Below are 18,548 nucleotides of genomic sequence, written 5' to 3' on the forward strand. Positions count from 1 at the left end.
AAAAAGGCAATTTACGAAAAGGTCAGTGATTCGCGACGCAAGATCACTCCATTCCCGACACAGGAGCACCCGATTCACGCGGAAGCATCCGTTAGCACGTAAAGATACTCATTCCCGACACAGCAGCACCCGATTCACGCGCAACTAGGATCAGTCCGCGCATAAGAACCAAACTAGCGAACACGCTACGAAACAGAAGGAATAGTGTGTCTCAAATGTATTTTCACAAAATGTATACGCTTACAATTTGAGGAAATTTGTCGATTTTCGCAACACCTATAAAAATAGGCCTTTTGCCCGTTACATTATGGTAAAATTCAGTTTATGCTACTCACTGTTGAGGAATGTGTTACGATGGTGCATAGTAGCTTCATCATGCGGTAAGGAGGAACACTGTTGTTTCAATTCGAGGGTCAAGAAGCGTTATTGAATTTGTTCGTATATTTGCTTTTTTTAGGAATGACGTGGTGGGCTTTGTTAGCCGTTCGCTTCGATACATTTATAAAAAAAGGAAAGGTCATTCAAGCGAGAATATTATTTATTCTAGTGACCATTGCCATCGCGAGCCTCGTAAGCAACTTCTTTCTTTCGTACTTAAAGTATTCCACACAGTTAAAATACTTATTTTAAACCAATTCGTCGAAACAATCATTACAGCTTATAAAAATGATACGATGTTGCACACACTAAGAAGAAAGAAAACGTCGGAATATGACGGTCGATTTTCTGAATAGCTCCTTCTTCTCTGGCAAGAATGAATGCTAGAAGAGAGGACGTGTGGATGATGAAAAAATGGTTATGTATCTTTTTCTTGTTGTTAGGGAGCGTGCATGTATTGCCAAAGGCAGATGCCATTGGAAGCAACGTTTCTGAAGTTCATCGGCTCTTAGAGATGAAACGTGCGCTCGATCAGTCCAAGCTTGCTATATCGAAGTGGTCTGTTTATACGAAAGGAACGGCAGGTTTCGTTCAAGGAAAGAAAGGGTACGTAGAAGTGGTATCTAATCTTAAGCGACGTGCTGCGGGCTTTTCGTGGAGTGCCATCAATGAAAAAGAACATAACAAAGTAGTCGGGGTGCGAAAATCAAATGAAGGTCGTTTGGTTGAAAGGTTAACGCTCGTTAGCTACCCCCAAAAAGACAAGCTTGTGGCGTATCTTGTTTATAAAGTGGAAGGCAAGGGCTGGAATGGGAATGAATTTGCCCGTTTTCAATCCAATTTCCAAAATAAGGTCAATACTTATTTTACTGGAAAAAGCACAACTTTCTCTTGTATATCCGGGGTACATAATGGTACAATGGATGTTGGTTTGTATAATAGTGCGCTCAAGCTCATGACAACGTTCTCTGCTGTTCCAGTAGAGGAACTGAAAGAAGAGACGTTTGTATCAATTTCAGCATATAATAAAGAGTGGAATGATCAGCTCATTACCGCTCATCAAGCAATGAATTTACAGATCGCGATAAGAAGTGAAGGAATAGGCGGCAAAACAGTCGTCACAATAGGAACACCAATAATTACGTCTGAATATTAATATAGAAATTGGACGCGGAGGGGAATTTCGTTGGAAAAAATCATTGTCCGTGGTGGTAGGCGGTTAGAAGGCTCTGTTAAGGTAGAGGGAGCTAAGAATGCCGTACTTCCTGTCATCGCAGCATCCATTTTAGCCAGTAAAGGCACAAGCACGATTAAAGATGTGCCAACCCTTGCTGATGTATACACAATTAACGAGGTACTGCGTTATTTAAATATTGGAGTAACGTTTGAAAATGGGCAAATTGAAGTGGATGCTTCAGGTGCATTAAAAACAGAAGCGCCATTCGAATATGTTCGTAAAATGCGTGCTTCATTCCTAGTAATGGGACCGTTGTTAGCGCGTGTTGGTTTAGCGCGTATCGCGCTGCCTGGTGGCTGTGCGATCGGATCTCGACCAATTGATCAGCATTTAAAGGGCTTTGAAGCAATGGGAGCACAAGTGAAAATAGGAAATGGCTTTATTGAAGCGAGCATTGATGGTCGTCTTCAAGGAGCGAAGATCTATTTAGACTTCCCAAGTGTAGGAGCAACAGAAAATATTATTATGGCAGCAGCGCTTGCTGAAGGTACAACAATCATCGAAAACGTCGCTAAAGAACCTGAAATCGTTTGTCTTGCGAACTACATTAACTCTATGGGTGGTAAAGTAGTTGGTGCAGGCACAGGAACGATTCGTATTGAAGGTGTAGAAGAGCTTGTTGGTGCTGAGCATGCCGTTGTTCCAGACCGTATTGAAGCAGGAACGTACATGGTAGCAGCTGCTATTACAGAAGGTAACGTTCTTGTTGAAGGAGCGATTGCTGAACATCTTCGTCCTCTCATCGCTAAGATGGAGGAAATGGGCGTATCCATTACTGACGAAGACAAAGGGCTACGCGTCATCGGTCCAAAAGAATTAAAGCCAGTTGACATTAAAACGATGCCACATCCTGGTTTCCCGACAGATTTACAATCACAAATGATGGCGCTCTTGCTTCGTGCAAACGGCTCAAGTGTGATTACGGAAACTGTTTTTGAAAATCGCTTCATGCACGTAGAAGAATTCCGCCGCATGAACGGTGATATTAAAATCGAAGGTCGTTCTGCTGTTATTAACGGACCTGTTTCTCTTCAAGGAGCAGAAGTAGCTGCAACAGACTTGCGCGCAGGTGCTGCACTTGTACTTGCTGGGCTTGTCGCAGACGGTTACACACGCGTTACTGAACTGAAGCACATCGACCGTGGATATGTTCGTTTCACAGAAAAACTGTCTGCACTTGGTGCTGATATTGAACGTGTAAATGAAGAAGCACCTTCTGTATCTACAGAAGAAACTTCACAAGCGTCACTAAAATCAAATCTTGCTTAAGTTAGAAAGCCTTTCGCTCTTATTGTAATAAGAGTGAAAGGCTTTTTTGTGTTCTGTAACTTATTGAATGGTGAAGTCGACTAAAGGGATAAGCAGTAACGACTTGGAGGAACCTTTTGTGAAGCGGAATGAAACGATTTTTTGTATGTTAAATTCTTTAGAATTACAACGTGGCGGTATGACAAAGGCGGCGATGATGCAGGCGAGTATGTTTGCCGAATTAGGCTATGAAACGTTTCTTATTTCATTTAAGTTTAATCCCCATCATACTAAAATTGTTCAGCAACTAAAACAAAGTGGCAAATTGCATCGCGATGTAACGGTGCGATCGATGTACGATGAATTAGAAAGAGCCTCAGAGCGCGATGGCGGGTTTCGAGAACCAAAGGAAATTGCCATCGTACAGGCTATGAAAGAAAATAAGCGGATCGTTGAAGCCATTCCGGCCAAGCGGTCTTATCGTGTGTTTGAAGAAGGTGTGGGCAAAACGTATATTCGCTATGCAGATAATGAGGAAGACGTCTTGTTCATTGACCATTTTATTGAAGGGCGCTATCGTACGAAACGTGAATACTATGATGAATATGGCTATGTAAAGCGTACAACCTACATGGACTATGTAACGAATAAAGGGCGAGAGCTTGTCTATCAAAATAAAGAGGGCAAGCCTTTTTTAACGAAGTGGATTAATAAAGAAACAGACGAAGCGGATAAAATCTATTGGTTCGGTGAGCAGAACATTCAGCAGGTATTTAAAAGTGACCTGGATTTAAAAAAACACTGGCTACAATCGCTCATTTCTAAATATAAGAATCCTGTGTTACTCTGTGATGCTCGGGCAGCCGATCCTGTGTTAGTCAATGTAGCCTATGAAGGTGCAGTGAAAATATGGCGTTTGCATAGTCATCATTTGCAAAAGGAAGTACCGAAAACGGTGTTTCCTAAAGTAAAACCAACACTTGATGTCATTGATACATTGGATGCGGCGCTTTTTTTAACAGCGCAACAAAAAAACGACGTAGAAGCGCTTTTAGGAAAGCCGCTTCCGAATGCATCAGTAATTGGGAATTTTATAGAAAGTCCATCTCCAATCGTTTCTGATAAAGACCCTAATCTTGCTGTTATTATTGGTAGGTTTGCTAGTGGGAAGCGATTAGATCATGCCATTAAGGCGTTCTCACTTATTGTTCGTGATGTTCCACGGGCACGGTTAGAGCTATGGGGATATGGTGAAGAAGAAAAAGCACTAAAGCAACTTATTAAAAAAGAAGGGCTCACGGAGCATGTGACAATTAAAGGCTTTACGAGCGATCCGCAAACGATTTATCAAAAGGCACTCTTTTCTATTCTTGCGAGTAAAAGTGAAGGGTTTCCACTTAGTATTTTAGAAAGTATGGGGAATGGAACGCCGGTTGTCAGCTACGACATTCAGTATGGACCAGCCGAGATGATGACAGATGAAACAGGCATCCTCGTTCCGAATGGAGATATTAAAGCGCTGGCAGCAGCGATGAAAGAAATGTACAGTAGACCTGAGAAAGCAATGGCTTTTGGTGAGAGAGCGGCAGAGCGGGTGCGAACGATGTATAGCCGAGAGCAACACGTAGAGGCGTGGGAGCAGATCATCCAAACCGCCGTAGCGCGTAAAAATAAGGCGTTTCATTCATAGGAACCAATCAAAATCCTGAATCTATCCTTCAGGATTTTTTGTAACTTTTTCTCATGTTGTATCGACTATTAGTGTAAGAATAAACATTTTACATAGCAAGGAATGACTCTAGTAACGAGCCATTCCTTTATTTTTTTACACAACAAGGGTGGGGACTAAAATGAAAAAGGTATCGGTTATTATTCCAGTGTACCGTACGCTGGAATTTCTAGAAGAATGTTTAGAATCAGTGAGGAAGCAGACGTACAATGCATTAGAAATCATTGTAGTAAGTGATGGAGCAGATGAGGAAAGTCGCCGCATCATAAGGTCTTATGCCGCTAAAGATTCACGCATTCATGCGATTTTTTCGGAAGAACGTAAAGGGGTAGGTCATGCGCGTAATGTGGGCTTAGATACAGCAACGGGTGACTTTGTATATTTTTTAGATAGCGATGATTGTTTGCCGCATGCTACAATTCAGTGTCTTGTAGAACATATTGGTGACTATGAAATGTTATCCGGTCGTTTAAAGAAAATGACGGTAAAGCCGGTGTTAGGAGAGGAAGAGGAGCAGCATCATAAAGTGCTCCGAAATCGCAATCGTGCGCGCTTATTTCGTAATAATTCTGTGCTTAATCGTCTTATTTCTCGTCCCTTTATTGAAAAGCATACTCTGCGTTTTTCACAGGAAGTGGAAGGGTATAGCGACTTAGCATTTCTTGTGCCAGCACTCATTCACATCGAGTACGTACCGTATGTAACCGGATGTGTTTACTACAAACGGAAGCGCAATGATCCAATTACAAATCCAGCCCTTTCTCAACGAGAGCGTCAAATAAAGGTTGCTGATTTTCTTTGTATGTTTAATCTGTTAAAAGAACAATACCGAGAGCACCAAGAAGTGACGACCTTTCTCGATCGCCAGTTTTTAAACTATTACCGTAAAACAGTCATTATGCTGCTCGAAGATCCAGAGCAAGTGGATCAGATGTTTGCCAATGTGGCGCATGCGGTGAAACAAGTGGATCAGCTCGCAATGGGTACGACGAATCCAATTGTCAAAGCAGAGCTGCAACAGCTCTATAAAGAAAAACAACGTACGTATCGCTTTTTAATACGCTTGCATCATTTTTTGCGTCAAGCAAAGCGTGCCTTGAAAAGTAAGCGAAAAGCCTTTATCTTTTTGTACCGCCAATGGTTTTTGAAAATGCCGGTAAAGAAAAAGCTAATCGTCTTTGAGAGCTTTCTTGGGAAGAACTATTCGGATAGCCCCAAAAATATTTATGAAGAATTACAGCGCTCAAAGCAAGGGTATCAATGTGTATGGGTCTTTAATGAAAAGCGCCGTATTCCGGGAAAAGCTAAGCAAGTCAAACGCTTTAGTCTGCGCTATTATTACTACACGGCCCGCGCAAAATACTGGGTGACAAATTCACGGTTACCTATGCATTTGGACAAGCGTCCTGACAATGTTTATTTGCAAACGTGGCACGGAACGCCGTTAAAGAAACTCGTATTTGATATGAATGAAGTGTATTCAGCCAATCCTGATTATAAAAAGCATTTCTATACGCAATCAAGACGGTGGGATTATTTAATTGCGGCCAATCACTATTCTTCCGAAATTTTTCGCAGAGCCTTTAAGTTTGATAAACAAATGTTAGAGTACGGCTATCCGCGTAATGATGTATTGCATGACAAAGATCGTGATCAACAAGCGTATCGCTTAAAGCAAAAACTCGGCATTCCTCTTGATAAAAAAGTCATTTTATATGCACCGACATGGCGCGATGATGATTTTTATGAGCCAGGAAAGTATAAGTTTCAGCTTCGCCTTGATTTGCAGCGAATGAAGGAAAAACTCGGCGATACATATGTTATTTTATTACGCATGCATTATTTTATCGCTGATCATGTTGATACATCGGGAGCAGAAGGGTTTGCGTACAACTTCTCAACGTACAATGACATTGCGGATTTGTATTTACTATCAGATGTTTTGATTACTGATTACTCTTCTGTCTTTTTTGATTATGCGAACTTAAAGCGTCCGATTTTATTTTATACGTATGATTTAGAAAAGTACCGCGATACATTACGTGGCTTTTACATCAATATTGAGGAAGAAGTACCAGGTCCGCTTTTGCGTGACAGCGAAGCCGTCATTGCTACGCTTTTGAATCTGGATGAGACGGTCAAGGCGTATGAAGCGAACTATGAGCGGTTTTATGAGAAGTTTTGTGGTTGGGAACAAGGGAATGCAACGAAAAAGGTGATTGACCATGTTTTTGGATCATCTCTCTAAGCACTGTACATACAGTGCTTTTTTTGTTTTTATAGGTCTTCCCCGCTTTTTATCCTATGGATTTACTAGGAATAAGCATGGCTAAGGTAATGGATAAGGTATATTTTTACTTTTTAATGAGGAAAATTCACAGAAATTGGTACATAAAGACTAGTATAAAAAAGGACGTTAGGCATATATAATCAAAATCTTAAGAATAGTTTGAATTATTGTTAATTTTATGTAAAAATTACTATGCACTACCAAATAAAAAATAAAAGTGAAAGAGGGTAAACGCGTGAACAAAAAAGCACTGGCATTTGGTCTATCAATCGGTTTGGCAGCAACTTCTATCTTACCGGCAACGAGCTCCGCTGCAGTAGAAAAAGTTTCTAGCTACAAGCTTAATAAGAAAATGGGAACTCCGGAATTTGTAGCAGGAAACTTAACGAAAGCTTCAGGAAGAAGTGCAGAGTCCATTGTTTTAGACTATTTAAGTAAGCATTCCAGTGACTACAAACTTTCAAGTAGTGAAGCCTCCAAATCTTTCTCTATTTCATCATCAACGAAGGACCGGTTAGGTGGAACAGCTCTCCGGCTTCAGCAAGTATATAAAGGAGTCCCTGTTTGGAGCTCCGATCAAGCAGCGGTTGTAGATCAGCATGGTGTACTAACAGCTGTGTCTGGCTCAACCATTCCAATCAATGGTTTACAGGAGATTTCGGCTAAGGACCGAATTGGCACTAAGCAAGCAATTAAAAAGGCAATTAAGCATCTCGGCTTCTCGCCAACTTTTACGACTAAGCCTACTTCACAATATGTAATTTTTCCTGGTAAAAAACTAGCCTATGCGTATCATGTGAATCTTCGGTTTTTAGCGCCACAAGCAGGAAACTATCATCTCTTTATCGATGCGGCTACAGGCCGTGTATTGCATAGCTTTAATAGTATCGATACAGCAGATACAGTTGGCTCAGGAACAGGCGTGCTTGGCGATTCTAAATCGCTTCGTACGTATCAATCAGGGACGAAATATTATTTGCAAGATAATACGCGCGGAGGCGGCATTAAAACGTACGATGGGAAAAACTCTTCCTTCTCATCCACACTTTGGGCAGATGCAGATAACAAATTTAATGCCACGTATGATCGGGCTGCTGTAGACGCCCACTACTACGCAGGTGTCACCTATGATATGTATAAAAATAAATACGGTCGCAACTCCTATGATAATAAGGGCGGCCTATTAAAAGCTATCGTTCACTATGGTCGTAACTATAATAATGCGTTTTGGGATGGTACACAAATGGTGTATGGCGATGGCGACGGTCGTACATTTACAACGTTCTCAGGCGGTTTAGATGTAGTGGCGCATGAGCTAACTCATGCGGTTACGGAACGCAGCTCTAATCTTGTTTACCAAAATGAATCAGGCGCATTAAATGAAGCAATTTCAGATATTTTTGGTACACTTGCCGAATTTTATGATAATCGTAACCCAGACTATGAAATTGGTGAAGATATTTATACGCCGGGGACACCAGGCGATGCCCTTCGCTCTATGAGAGATCCAGCTAAGTATGGCGATCCTGATCATTACTCGAAGCGCTACACAGGCAGCTCCGATAACGGTGGCGTTCATACGAACAGCGGTATTATTAACAAGCAAGCGTACTTATTAGCAGTAGGCGGCACATTCTCTGGTGTGACAGTATCAGGCATTGGCAACGATAAGCTTGGTGCGATCTATTACCGAGCAAACACTGTGTATTTAACATCCAATGCAACCTTTAGCCAAGCGAGACAGGCGCTAATTAAAGCGGCTTCTGATCTGTACGGTGCTTCTTCAGCAGAAGTAACTGCCGTCAACAAATCATTTGATGCCGTTGGCGTAAAATAAAAACGAGCGAGCTGCCTAGTGTGCAGCTCGCTTGTTTTGTAAGGTTGAAAACGACGAAGCTCTCGCGGCATCCTTCTGCATCTACTAGTTCTATGAAGCGCCCTTTTCTCATAGAGTAGAGAGAAACTATTAAGAAGTGGAGGACGATCATGAGATGTTGAAGAATAAGAAGCCACTTGTTGTGATTATTACTCTTTTTATCGTTAGCTTTGTGTTAATTCCTACTTTTCTCGTGCTACCATACTCGTCTGCCTCTTCTTCGAGCTCAAAAGTAGAGTTGGTGAAAACGTTGAAAGGAATGAAAAAAAAGGTTGTTCATGAGTCAGCTCCCACATCCAACCTTTCAATTCCTGTTTTTCGTTCAACGGAGAAAAAGATAGAGAAAGTAAAGATGGAGGAGTATGTAAAGGGTGTGGTAGCTTCGGAAATGCCCGCACAATTTGAAATGGAGGCACTGAAGGCACAGGCATTATCGGCGCGGACGTATGTTGCAAAAGCATTAGAACGACACACTACATCACTACCAAAAGGTGCCTTAGTAACCGATTCGACAAGCGATCAAGTGTACAAAAATGAGCAAGAATTAAAGGCGCTTTGGAAAGGAACATACAAAGAAAAAATGAAACGCATTACAGAAGCGGTACAGGCAACGGAAGGGAAAATAGTAACCTATGACGGAAAGCCGATCACAGCAAGCTTTTTTTCTACGAGTAATGGATACACCGAAGATAGCGCCGATTATTGGGGAGATAAGCTACCTTATTTACAAAGTGTAAGCAGTCCTTGGGATCGTTCAGCAGAAAAATTTACCGCAAAAGTAGATTTGCCACTAAAAGAAGTAGAAAGAAAGCTAGGGGTGTCCCTTCGTGAAGAGGGAGCCGTTGGGACCATTACAAAACGAACAAAAGGTAAAAGAATTGCAAAAATCGTCATTGATCACCACGAATTTAGCGGAAAAGAAATACGTGAAAAGCTAGCCTTACGCTCTACTGATTTTACGCTGATGAAGCGTGGTGACATCGTGACGGTGATAACGAAAGGTTTTGGTCATGGCGTTGGCATGAGTCAATATGGGGCCAATGGAATGGCCGCAGATGGAAAGTCATACAAAGAAATTGTAAAACACTACTATAAAGGCGTAACCATAGCTACGTATAAACCGAATGAATAGAAAAGCCCTTCTACACAAATAATAAAAATTTTTCGGAACCTCCGTATATATTTCTGAAAAAGTGTTCAGAATGATTGCTGAGGTGATGATTAAAATGAAAGATGAAGAAAAACAACCCAAAAAAACCGTCCCGCTAAAAGGCAGGAAGATGGGTAAATTCATGAAAAGACGTTGGGTGTATCCAGCCGTATATTTAGGATTTGCAGCCATCGTTCTAATCTCTGTACTGTGGTATCAAAATGAATCAGCTAAACCAAAAACAGCACCAAACACACCGTATGAAAAGCAAGAAGCAGTACCGGCTAGCATGACAAAAGAAGTATTCAAGATGCCAGCGAAAGACGTTGTCATTAAGAAACAATTTTACAATGCAGAAGCCTCCGCTAAAGAAAAAGAAGCAGCTCTCGTATTTTATAATAATATCTACTATCAAAATAAAGGCATCGATATTGGAACAGAGAGCGGCAATTCCTTTGATGTAACAGCAGCTATGAGCGGTAACGTTGTAAAAGCAGCAAAAGATCCTGAACTCGGATTCGTTGTTGAAGTCAAGCATTCTAACGGTGTCATTACCCACTATTCTTCACTTGCTAGTATTAAAGTGAAAGAAGGGGACCGTATTAAGCAAGGTGATATGGTTGGAACAGCTGGGAAGAACAGCTACGATAAAGATGCAAAAGTACACGCTCATTTTGAAATTCGTAAAGACGGCATGGAGATTGATCCTGTAAGTGCTTGGGAACAGTCGACAGCTCAAATTCAAAAATTAGCTGACAGCATGAAAAAGGACGAGAAAAAGCAAAATGAAGCTACTTCAACAACAGAGAAATCTCAAAAAAATCGTAGCGACAATGCTACTGAAAAAGACACAGAAAAAGAGTCTTCCTCTACGAGTGAAAATAAGACAAACGACAATTAAGTAAAACGACCTTGTCATCAGAAGCGATGATAAGGTCGTTTTGCGTTATTTTTTACAAGGAGGAGCGACACGTCCGTCGGATCCAGTGAATATATACGCATCTGGCACATAACGGTCCTTACCGACTTTATTCCAAATTTTGCTCGTTCCATACGTTCCTTTAACAGTGTCACCTGTCGTTTGGCAAGAGATTTTTACTTTAGCACCATTTTTGAATGAAGCTGTTACTTTGCTTTTGGTTGAAGCTTTTTGGTGAGCATTTAGCGCTTTCATGTTTTTGGGAAGTTTGACCGTACCTGTAGCACTGCCGTTGCTACATTTATTTTTACTCGTGTACGTGCGCTCACCCCAATAATGGATTTGTGCTCCGTTCCAACGAATTTTCATCACGTTGCCGTTATAGCGTTGTTCGTAATGAAGATGTGCACCGTAAGAGCCACCCGTGTTGCCGACTTTTCCGATAGCTTGTCCAAAGGTTACTTTTTGGCCACGCTTTACAGAAAAATGATTCAAGTGAGCATAATATGTTTTCCAACCACCACCATGATTAATGACAATAAATTTTCCGTAGCTACGATTACCAAGGTTTTCAACACGATCGACGGTTCCAGGAGCAGAGGCGACAACAACATCATTCTCGTCGTTCGCACGATTTAAATCAACGGAATTAGCTGGACTGTGGTTGGTCCGCGTTTGTCCTGCCCATTTTTGACCACATGGAAATGGTACTTGAAACAACGGCGCTGCTTCTGCTTTTTCAGCACCAAAGTAGCCAAGAACACTCGAAATAATGAGAATAGCTACTGCAAAAATAGATAGTTTAATCCCTTTCATTCAAAAACACCCTTTCTTTTTACATCCTAATAAATAACATCTTTATCATAATGTAGAAGGGAGCGTTTGCACCGTGCTAAAAGACATGTTTTTTAAAAGTTTTAACGCAGTAATAAGTAGGGATTTTGCCATATTGAAATGAAGGATCAACATATGAAACAGATAGAATCATCACGCTTGCTCTTCTTTTAGGCATATAACGCTTCACTCCATAATAAGATGTTACAAACCTACAATTCTTTAGAGGGTGAGCGGTGAGAAGACGTAGTATGGCTGCGATGAAAAGGGGACGGGACACTTTAAACATCATCCGAGAAGACACACAAGGACATGTCGCGTAGCTTGAACATAGAAGTCTCAATCGCATCTCTCACATCCAATTTGGGGAGGCGAGTGGTGTGCACGATTACATCAAAGAACGAACCATCAAGATAGGAAGGTATATCGTGGAGACAAGAAAGACAGTGCGTATGATCGCAAAAGAATTTGGGGTTTCGAAAAGTACTGTACACAAAGATTTAACCGAACGATTACCTGAGATTAATCCAGACTTGGCGAACAATGTGAAAGAAATTTTAGAGTACCATAAATCAATTCGTCATTTAAGAGGAGGCGAAGCAACACGCGTAAAGTACAAAAAAGGAACAGAAGAAGTCGTTCAATAGAATGATGTTCGGCGTGCATTTATGTGCACGCTGATCTTCGTTTTATAATAAAAATATGAAAAAGTTAACATAATTTATCCCTGTCCCACAAAAATTATGATAGAATATTCTAATGGATAGAACTTCGAAAATTTACTATTATTACTAATGATATGTTATATGCATAACAGGGAGGATTTTTAAAAATGTTTTCACGGGATGTCGGTATTGATCTCGGTACAGCTAACGTACTGATATATGTTAAAGGTAAAGGAATTGTATTGGACGAGCCATCGGTCGTTGCCATTGATACGAATACAGGAAAAGCACTTGCTGTAGGAGAAGAAGCCTTTAAAATGGTCGGAAGAACACCAGGAAATATCGTAGCAATCCGTCCATTAAAAGATGGCGTAATTGCCGACTTTGAGGTAACAGAGCAAATGCTGCGCCATTTTATTAACAAGATTAACGTTAAAGGCATGTTTGCTAAACCGAGAATTTTAATTTGTACACCGTCAAACATTACGTCTGTTGAGCAAAAAGCGATCCGTGAAGCGGCTATGAAGTGCGGCGGGAAAGCGGTTTATCTAGAAGAAGAACCGAAAGTGGCTGCTGTTGGGGCAGGCATGGACATTTTCCAACCGAGTGGAAACATGGTCGTTGATATCGGTGGTGGAACAACAGATATCGCCGTACTATCTATGGGTGATATCGTAACAGCCTCCTCCTTGAAAATGGCTGGAGATAAGCTCGACGGCGAAATTTTAAACTATATTAAGAAAACGTATAAGCTCTTAATTGGAGAACGTACAGCAGAGAATATTAAGCTAAACGTAGCAACTGTATACCCAGGCGCACGTGACGAAGAAATGGACATCCGCGGTCGTGATATGGTGACCGGACTTCCACGCACCGTTACGATTCGTTCTGAAGAAATTACCCATGCCCTCCAAGAGCCTGTTATGATGATGGTGCAGGCAGCGAAAAGCGTCCTTGAAAAAACACCACCAGAACTGTCTGCTGATATTATTGATCGAGGCATTATCCTAACCGGCGGTGGCGCATTGCTACACGGGATCGATCAACTATTTGCTCAAGAACTTAAAGTACCAATCGTCATTGCCGAAGAGCCAATGAAAGCAGTCGCAAACGGTACAGGCCTCATGTTAGAACATATTGATAAGCTACCAAAGCGTAAATTTAAATAAAAAGTTTCGAAAAGATCTACAGAGAATGTAGGTCTTTTTTTTGTGAGTGAGGATAATGCGGGGGAGTGGGCGTGTGAGGGTTGCGCATTGGTGCGTGCGGGGGGTGCGCGCAGAGGTGTTTGAATCGCGGGGAGAGGGATTCGGTTCGCGCGCAGAAGGATTCGATTCGCGCGCAGGAGTGTTTGAATCGCGCGCAGAAGCATCCCGTTCGCGCGCAGGAGCATCCGATTCGCGCGCAGGAGTGCCCGATTCGCGCGCAGGAGCCCTCGATTCGCGCGCAGGAGTGCCCGATTCGCGCGCAGAAGCCCTCGATTCGCGCGCAGAGGCATCCCGTTCGCGCGCAGGAGCATCCGATTCGCGCGCAGAGGAGACAAATCAAGCTCAAAAGTCAGTGGAATGGATTGAAAAAGAGAAAAATTCTGCACTGTGGCCTCAAAAGATCCAAAAATAAGATGAAATTCACCGAAACTTCCTCCTTAATCTCAAAATAAACGCAAAAAGCTAATCGCGCGCAGAGGCATCTCGTTCGCGCGCAGAAGCACCCGTTCGCGCGCAGGAGTGCCCGATTCGCGCGCAGAAGCATCCCGTTCGCGCGCAGGAGTGCCCGATTCGCGCGCAGAAGCATCCCGTTCGCGCGCAGAAGCCCTCGATTCGCGCGCAGGAGAGACAAATCAAGCTCAAAAGTCAGAGGAATGAATTGAAAAAGAGAAAAATTCTGCACTGTGGCCTCAAAAGAGCCAAAAATAAGATGAAATTCACCGAAACTTCCTCCTTGATCTCAAAATAAGCGCAAGAAAAGCAATCCCGCGTCCTCCGCCATTACCCGCGCCCCGCTCAATTCCGCGTGCCCGCTCAAATCACGCGCCTTCTCAATCATCCCGCGCCGGTGCCCTTGCCCGCGCCCCGCTCGGATCCCGCGTGCCCAGCTCAAATCACGCGCCTTCTCAATCATCCCACGCCGGTGCCCTTGCCTGCGCCGCGCTCGGATCCCGCGTGCCCAGCTCAAATCACGCACCTTCTCAATCATCCCGCGTCCTCCGCCATTACCCGCGCCCCGCTCAAATCACGCACCTTCTCAATCATCCCGCGCTGCCGCCCGCACCCGCACCCCCATCCCAAAAAAATCGCCCACTAAACAAGACGAGATATTCCCCAATTCAAAACAACGATTTCTCCACCCACCTCAAATAAATAGAAGTCCCCTCTGCTAAATTTCACTTCACTATCGTCACAGCGTGTGTATCGTTTGATTTTTTCTATTAATGTAAAAACTAGCTGAGAAACGCCGATATACTTAATAACAATATAGGACGGAGTGTGTATGATGCTAAGAGGCTTTTACACAGCGGGTGCGGGAATGATTGCCCAGCAAAGACGCTATGAAATGATCAGTAACAATGTTGCTAATGTGAATACACCAGGCTATAAAGAAGATCAAGGGACGTTACGGGCATTCCCGAAGATGTTACTGCATGCAATTGAGCGCTCGCCGCAAGGGGGACATCGTCAAACGCCAATTGGTACGTTAGCGACAGGGGTCTATATGCAAGAGGGCGTGCTAAACTTCGCTCAAGGAGACCTCCGCGAAACGGCTATTGCGACAGATGCTGCTTTGCAGGAAGTGGCAGGAGCTACCCGTGGGACGTTAGTATACAAAATACAAACAGCAGATGGGCAAGAGCGCTATACACGCAATGGGCATTTTGCAATGACGCGTGATGGCTTTCTTGGGACGCAAGATGGTCAGTATGTAGTGGATGAGCGCGGCCGACGCATTGCGATCAACAATGCTTCTATTAAAATTGCTGCAGATGGAACGGTGACGAATGAAGATGGCACGACACAACGAATTGCCGTCGTTGAGATCAATCAACCGAATAGACTCGTTAAAGAAGGGACTGGCTTATTGCGATTAACAGAAGGCGGACAAGCAAGACAAGCGACACCCCTACGACAATACGAAGTGAAGCAAGGCTTTATTGAGCGCTCAAACGTTGATCCGCAGCGTGCCATGACAGACATGATGGGTGCTTATCGAACGTTTGAAGCGAATCAAAAAGTGTTACAAACGTATGACCGCAGCATGGAGAAAGCGGTAAATGAGGTTGGTAGAGTATAAGAAAGGGGGAGAATCTCTTGAATAGTAGCATGATTAATGCAGGTGTAACGATGAGTGAGTTACAGAAGCGGCTAGATACACTTGCTCATAATATGGCTAATAGCCAAAGTACAGGCTTTAAGAAGCGCGATACGTCATTTACAGATTTATTAGCGCAGCAAGTGTACAATCGTTACAATCAAAAAGGGGAAGCGGGAAGACTGACGCCAACGGGTATTCGTGTAGGTAGCGGCGCACGTGTGAGCGATACCTCCCTTAATATGAAACAAGGTGTTCTTCAAACGACGAATCGTTCACTCGATGTTGCATTAGCAGTGCCAAGTCACTTTTTCCAAGTACAAGGAGATGACGGGGTTATTGAATATACGCGCGATGGTGCCTTTTATTTAAGGCCAACAGGAGCGAATACATTGCAGCTTGTTACGTCGGATGGAAAGAAAGTCCTTGGTAACAAAGGAGCCATTACAATTCCATCTCAATATAAAGAAATTTCTATTGGACAAAACGGAAATATTTCGGTAACGTTAAAGGATGGAAGAGTCATCAATAATGGCAATCTTGCCGTTGTGGATGCGATCAATCCTCAGCTGCTGCAAGCAGTGGGGCATAATTTTAGAATTCCGCCTGATGTATTTGCACGACAAGTAATGCGAGGCGTAGTCAATCAAGACATCGCAATTCAACAAGGAGCGCTTGAAATGTCAAACGTAGACATGGGTGACGAAATGACAGATCTCATGGAAACGCAACGCTCGTATCAGTTTAACGCTCGTACCATTACTACGTCTGATCAAATGATGGGACTCATCAACGGAATTCGATAATAGGTGATGAATCGAATGACGAATGAAATCAAGAGTGCTGAATTCCATAAGTCTAACCATACGAAAGAAACAAAGGAAGGAGCCGACCTAGAAGTGCAAGAAAAAGGGGAGGCTATTTCTCGTGGCAAGAAACGCCGTTTTCCAATCTGGCTTCGTGTCCTTTTAACGCTTGTATTTATGGCTATTTTCTTAGTAATCGGTACAATGATTGGCTATTCCATCGTCGGACATGGCGATGTTTCGGATGTGTTTAAAAAAGAAACGTGGACACACATCTCAGATATTATAAATAAAAAAAATTAAAGAGGGCGCTAGGCCCTCTTTCTTCTATTTAGGGCAAAGGAGAAGGTGGAGAACATGACGCTTGATCATTCTTCAGATGGCATATATGAACGTTTCCCACTCACAATTGGAAGTGTTGAGCAATGGATTTGCATTGCGGGGAAAAAGCGTCATGCACCACTTTTACTTCTTCTGCACGGTGGGCCTGGTGCTGCACAAATGGGATACATCCGCCATTTTCAACAAGCGTTAGAAAACCATTTTATCGTAGTGAACTGGGATCAACGAGGGGCGGGACGCTCGTATCATAAGCATCTTTCAGCAAGTGACCTTACAGCGCATCAACTCATAGAAGACACAATCGAGCTGACATGCTACCTCAAAGAGCGATTCAAACAAGAGCGCATTTACTTACTCGGCCATTCTTGGGGCGGTCTATTAGGAATGGCAACCATTGCACGCGCACCACAGCTGTATCACCATTATTTTAGCGTTTCGCAAGTATTGAATATTAATGAAGCAGAGCGACAGTCCTATGAACAGCTACTACGGCTTGCTAACGAACGGCAAGATGCTGTAGGTGCTCAAGCATTACATAGCATTGGTCCACCTCCATGGTCCAAGGCACGGCACGTGCGCACGTATAACAAGTATATTAATGCGTATGACGCGCGAGAGCATCATGGCCATTTAGGATGGTCCATCTTTTGGCGAGCATTGCGCAGTAAAGAATATCGTTTGCGTGATTGGATTTCTTTATGGAAGGGCTATACATTTAGCATGAAAGCATTAGCGGATGATCTTGCTCATTTTCACGTGCATGATGTGACATCTGTACAAACGCCGGTAACGTTTATGTTTGGAACCTATGATTTAGTCGTGCCCTCTCCACCTGTATATGCTTTTTATGAGCAGTTACAGGCTCCAGATAAAGAATGGATTTGGTTTAAGCAGTCTGCTCATTCGTTGCCTTTAGAAGAACCTCAAAAACTTGCAGGCGTCGTTTATGCTGCACACCAACGTCGGAGTGTGCTATAAAGGGCTTTTTGTATATCATTACGGAATGCGGTATAATACGAAACAGAATAGTCGAACGCATGAAAGGGGTTTTCCTATGAAATTAACGATTGATGAAATTAAAGAAATTATTCCGCACCGTCATCCGTTTTTGCTTTTAGACACGATTGAGGAATTAGAGCCTGGTAAGCGTGCCGTTGGTAAAAAGAATATTACAGCCAATGAAGATGTTTTTAATGGTCATTTTCCTGAATACCCTGTATTTCCAGGTGTTCTAACATTAGAAGCATGCGCACAAACCGGTGCAGTAGCGCTTTTATCGCTACCAGAGTATAAAGGAAAACTTGCTTTTTTTGCCGGTGCAAACAATGTGAGATGGAAACGTCAAGTTCGCCCAGGTGATACGCTGATGATGGACGTTGAGCTTCTTTCAATTCGTCGTGGAATCGGAAAAGGAAAAGTGGTAGCAACCGTTGATGGAGAAAAGGCAATGGAAGCAGAAATTACGTTTGCAGTAGGTAAATAATCTTAATGGAATGGAAACGAACTAGACGTTATGTTTAGTTCTTTTTTTATGAAAAAAAATAAAAGTGTAAAGATTCTGTAAATAGTGACAATTTTGTAACAAAAGCTGGTATAATAGTAATAGAAACCTTCTTAAAGAAGGACAACATCCCAATCTATGGGCCAATCGAAGGGGGAGCTTTCCATGAAGAAAAAAACATTTATCGTAAAAGTTATAGTTTCTCTTGTCGTAATTATGGTGATGACAGCATGATCCTTACATCTGCTCATATGGAGAAGGATGTTG

The 18,548-nt window shown here is 42.7% G+C and carries 17 protein-coding genes; 16 read left to right on the forward strand and 1 reads right to left on the reverse strand.

The genetic code is table 11. The annotated features are described in order from the left end of the window. Nucleotides 1-426 precede the first annotated feature (426 nt). From A374_RS17530 to spoIIQ, 8 genes are all read left to right on the forward strand, one after another. Nucleotides 427-630, forward strand: coding sequence for a DUF1146 family protein (locus tag A374_RS17530; RefSeq protein WP_420794954.1), 204 nt, complete (start codon nt 427-429; stop codon nt 628-630). 154 nt (nt 631-784) lie between these two features. Further along, nucleotides 785-1,534, forward strand: a complete 750-nt coding sequence (locus tag A374_RS19670; protein ID WP_007203585.1) for a YwmB family TATA-box binding protein — start codon at nt 785-787, stop codon at nt 1,532-1,534. A 30-nt stretch (nt 1,535-1,564) separates the two neighbouring features. Next, on the forward strand, nt 1,565-2,884 hold the full coding sequence (gene murA, locus A374_RS17540) for a UDP-N-acetylglucosamine 1-carboxyvinyltransferase (RefSeq protein WP_007203586.1): 1,320 nt from the start codon (nt 1,565-1,567) through the stop codon (nt 2,882-2,884). Between the two features lie 118 nt (nt 2,885-3,002). Continuing rightward, complete coding sequence (locus A374_RS17545) at nt 3,003-4,553, forward strand: glycosyltransferase (RefSeq protein WP_007203587.1); 1,551 nt, start codon at nt 3,003-3,005, stop codon at nt 4,551-4,553. Nucleotides 4,554-4,713: 160 nt separating this feature from the next. Then, nucleotides 4,714-6,840 carry a bifunctional glycosyltransferase/CDP-glycerol:glycerophosphate glycerophosphotransferase gene (locus A374_RS17550; protein ID WP_007203588.1) on the forward strand — a complete coding sequence of 709 codons (2,127 nt, stop codon included), beginning with the start codon at nt 4,714-4,716 and terminating at the stop codon, nt 6,838-6,840. 277 nt (nt 6,841-7,117) lie between these two features. Next, the gene (locus A374_RS17555) at nt 7,118-8,719 is read left to right on the forward strand and encodes a M4 family metallopeptidase (protein WP_007203589.1); all 1,602 of its coding nucleotides are present in this window, start codon (nt 7,118-7,120) and stop codon (nt 8,717-8,719) included. 154 nt (nt 8,720-8,873) lie between these two features. Continuing rightward, nucleotides 8,874-9,890: a stage II sporulation protein D gene (gene spoIID / locus A374_RS17560; protein ID WP_007203590.1), complete on the forward strand. Its 1,017-nt coding sequence runs from the start codon at nt 8,874-8,876 to the stop codon at nt 9,888-9,890. A gap of 94 nt (nt 9,891-9,984) precedes the next feature. Next, on the forward strand, nt 9,985-10,809 hold the full coding sequence (gene spoIIQ, locus A374_RS17565) for a stage II sporulation protein SpoIIQ (protein ID WP_007203591.1): 825 nt from the start codon (nt 9,985-9,987) through the stop codon (nt 10,807-10,809). Nucleotides 10,810-10,854: 45 nt separating this feature from the next. On the opposite strand, the gene A374_RS21330 is transcribed toward spoIIQ, so the two are convergent. Further along, nucleotides 10,855-11,643: a M23 family metallopeptidase gene (locus A374_RS21330; RefSeq protein ID WP_007203592.1), complete on the reverse strand. Its 789-nt coding sequence runs from the start codon at nt 11,641-11,643 to the stop codon at nt 10,855-10,857. Nucleotides 11,644-12,041: 398 nt separating this feature from the next. Between A374_RS21330 and spoIIID the strand changes: the two genes are divergently transcribed. The 8 genes from spoIIID to fabZ all read left to right on the forward strand — a co-directional run bounded on the left by spoIIID (nt 12,042) and on the right by fabZ (nt 18,263). Continuing rightward, nucleotides 12,042-12,308: a sporulation transcriptional regulator SpoIIID gene (gene spoIIID / locus A374_RS17575; RefSeq protein ID WP_007203593.1), complete on the forward strand. Its 267-nt coding sequence runs from the start codon at nt 12,042-12,044 to the stop codon at nt 12,306-12,308. A 185-nt stretch (nt 12,309-12,493) separates the two neighbouring features. After that, nucleotides 12,494-13,495 carry a rod shape-determining protein gene (gene mreB / locus A374_RS17580; RefSeq protein ID WP_007203594.1) on the forward strand — a complete coding sequence of 334 codons (1,002 nt, stop codon included), beginning with the start codon at nt 12,494-12,496 and terminating at the stop codon, nt 13,493-13,495. 115 nt (nt 13,496-13,610) lie between these two features. After that, a complete protein-coding gene (locus tag A374_RS20740) occupies nt 13,611-13,946 on the forward strand; it encodes a hypothetical protein (protein ID WP_007203595.1) in 336 nt (111 codons plus the stop codon). An 873-nt stretch (nt 13,947-14,819) separates the two neighbouring features. Further along, on the forward strand, nt 14,820-15,614 hold the full coding sequence (locus A374_RS17595) for a flagellar hook-basal body protein (protein ID WP_040340725.1): 795 nt from the start codon (nt 14,820-14,822) through the stop codon (nt 15,612-15,614). 17 nt (nt 15,615-15,631) lie between these two features. Further along, the gene (locus tag A374_RS17600) at nt 15,632-16,438 is read left to right on the forward strand and encodes a flagellar hook-basal body protein (RefSeq protein WP_007203598.1); all 807 of its coding nucleotides are present in this window, start codon (nt 15,632-15,634) and stop codon (nt 16,436-16,438) included. A gap of 15 nt (nt 16,439-16,453) precedes the next feature. Then, nucleotides 16,454-16,741 carry a DNA-directed RNA polymerase subunit beta gene (locus A374_RS17605; RefSeq protein WP_007203599.1) on the forward strand — a complete coding sequence of 96 codons (288 nt, stop codon included), beginning with the start codon at nt 16,454-16,456 and terminating at the stop codon, nt 16,739-16,741. Between the two features lie 54 nt (nt 16,742-16,795). After that, nucleotides 16,796-17,758 carry an alpha/beta fold hydrolase gene (locus A374_RS17610; RefSeq protein WP_007203600.1) on the forward strand — a complete coding sequence of 321 codons (963 nt, stop codon included), beginning with the start codon at nt 16,796-16,798 and terminating at the stop codon, nt 17,756-17,758. A gap of 76 nt (nt 17,759-17,834) precedes the next feature. Then, nucleotides 17,835-18,263, forward strand: a complete 429-nt coding sequence (fabZ, locus tag A374_RS17615; RefSeq protein WP_007203601.1) for a 3-hydroxyacyl-ACP dehydratase FabZ — start codon at nt 17,835-17,837, stop codon at nt 18,261-18,263. The last annotated feature ends 285 nt before the right edge of the window (nt 18,264-18,548 follow it).

Source organism: Fictibacillus macauensis ZFHKF-1 (assembly GCF_000269865.1).
Taxonomy (GTDB): domain Bacteria; phylum Bacillota; class Bacilli; order Bacillales; family Fictibacillaceae; genus Fictibacillus_C; species Fictibacillus_C macauensis.

Coding starts and splice junctions, on each gene's coding strand:
- A374_RS19670 (WP_007203585.1), top strand. CDS start 785: ATGAAAAAATGGTTATGTATCTTTTTCTTGTTGTTAGGGAGCGTGCAT.
- A374_RS17550 (WP_007203588.1), top strand. CDS start 4,714: ATGAAAAAGGTATCGGTTATTATTCCAGTGTACCGTACGCTGGAATTT.
- spoIID (WP_007203590.1), top strand. CDS start 8,874: ATGTTGAAGAATAAGAAGCCACTTGTTGTGATTATTACTCTTTTTATC.
- spoIIQ (WP_007203591.1), top strand. CDS start 9,985: ATGAAAGATGAAGAAAAACAACCCAAAAAAACCGTCCCGCTAAAAGGC.
- A374_RS21330 (WP_007203592.1), bottom strand. CDS start 11,643: ATGAAAGGGATTAAACTATCTATTTTTGCAGTAGCTATTCTCATTATT.
- mreB (WP_007203594.1), top strand. CDS start 12,494: ATGTTTTCACGGGATGTCGGTATTGATCTCGGTACAGCTAACGTACTG.
- A374_RS17595 (WP_040340725.1), top strand. CDS start 14,820: ATGCTAAGAGGCTTTTACACAGCGGGTGCGGGAATGATTGCCCAGCAA.
- A374_RS17605 (WP_007203599.1), top strand. CDS start 16,454: ATGACGAATGAAATCAAGAGTGCTGAATTCCATAAGTCTAACCATACG.
- A374_RS17610 (WP_007203600.1), top strand. CDS start 16,796: ATGACGCTTGATCATTCTTCAGATGGCATATATGAACGTTTCCCACTC.
- fabZ (WP_007203601.1), top strand. CDS start 17,835: ATGAAATTAACGATTGATGAAATTAAAGAAATTATTCCGCACCGTCAT.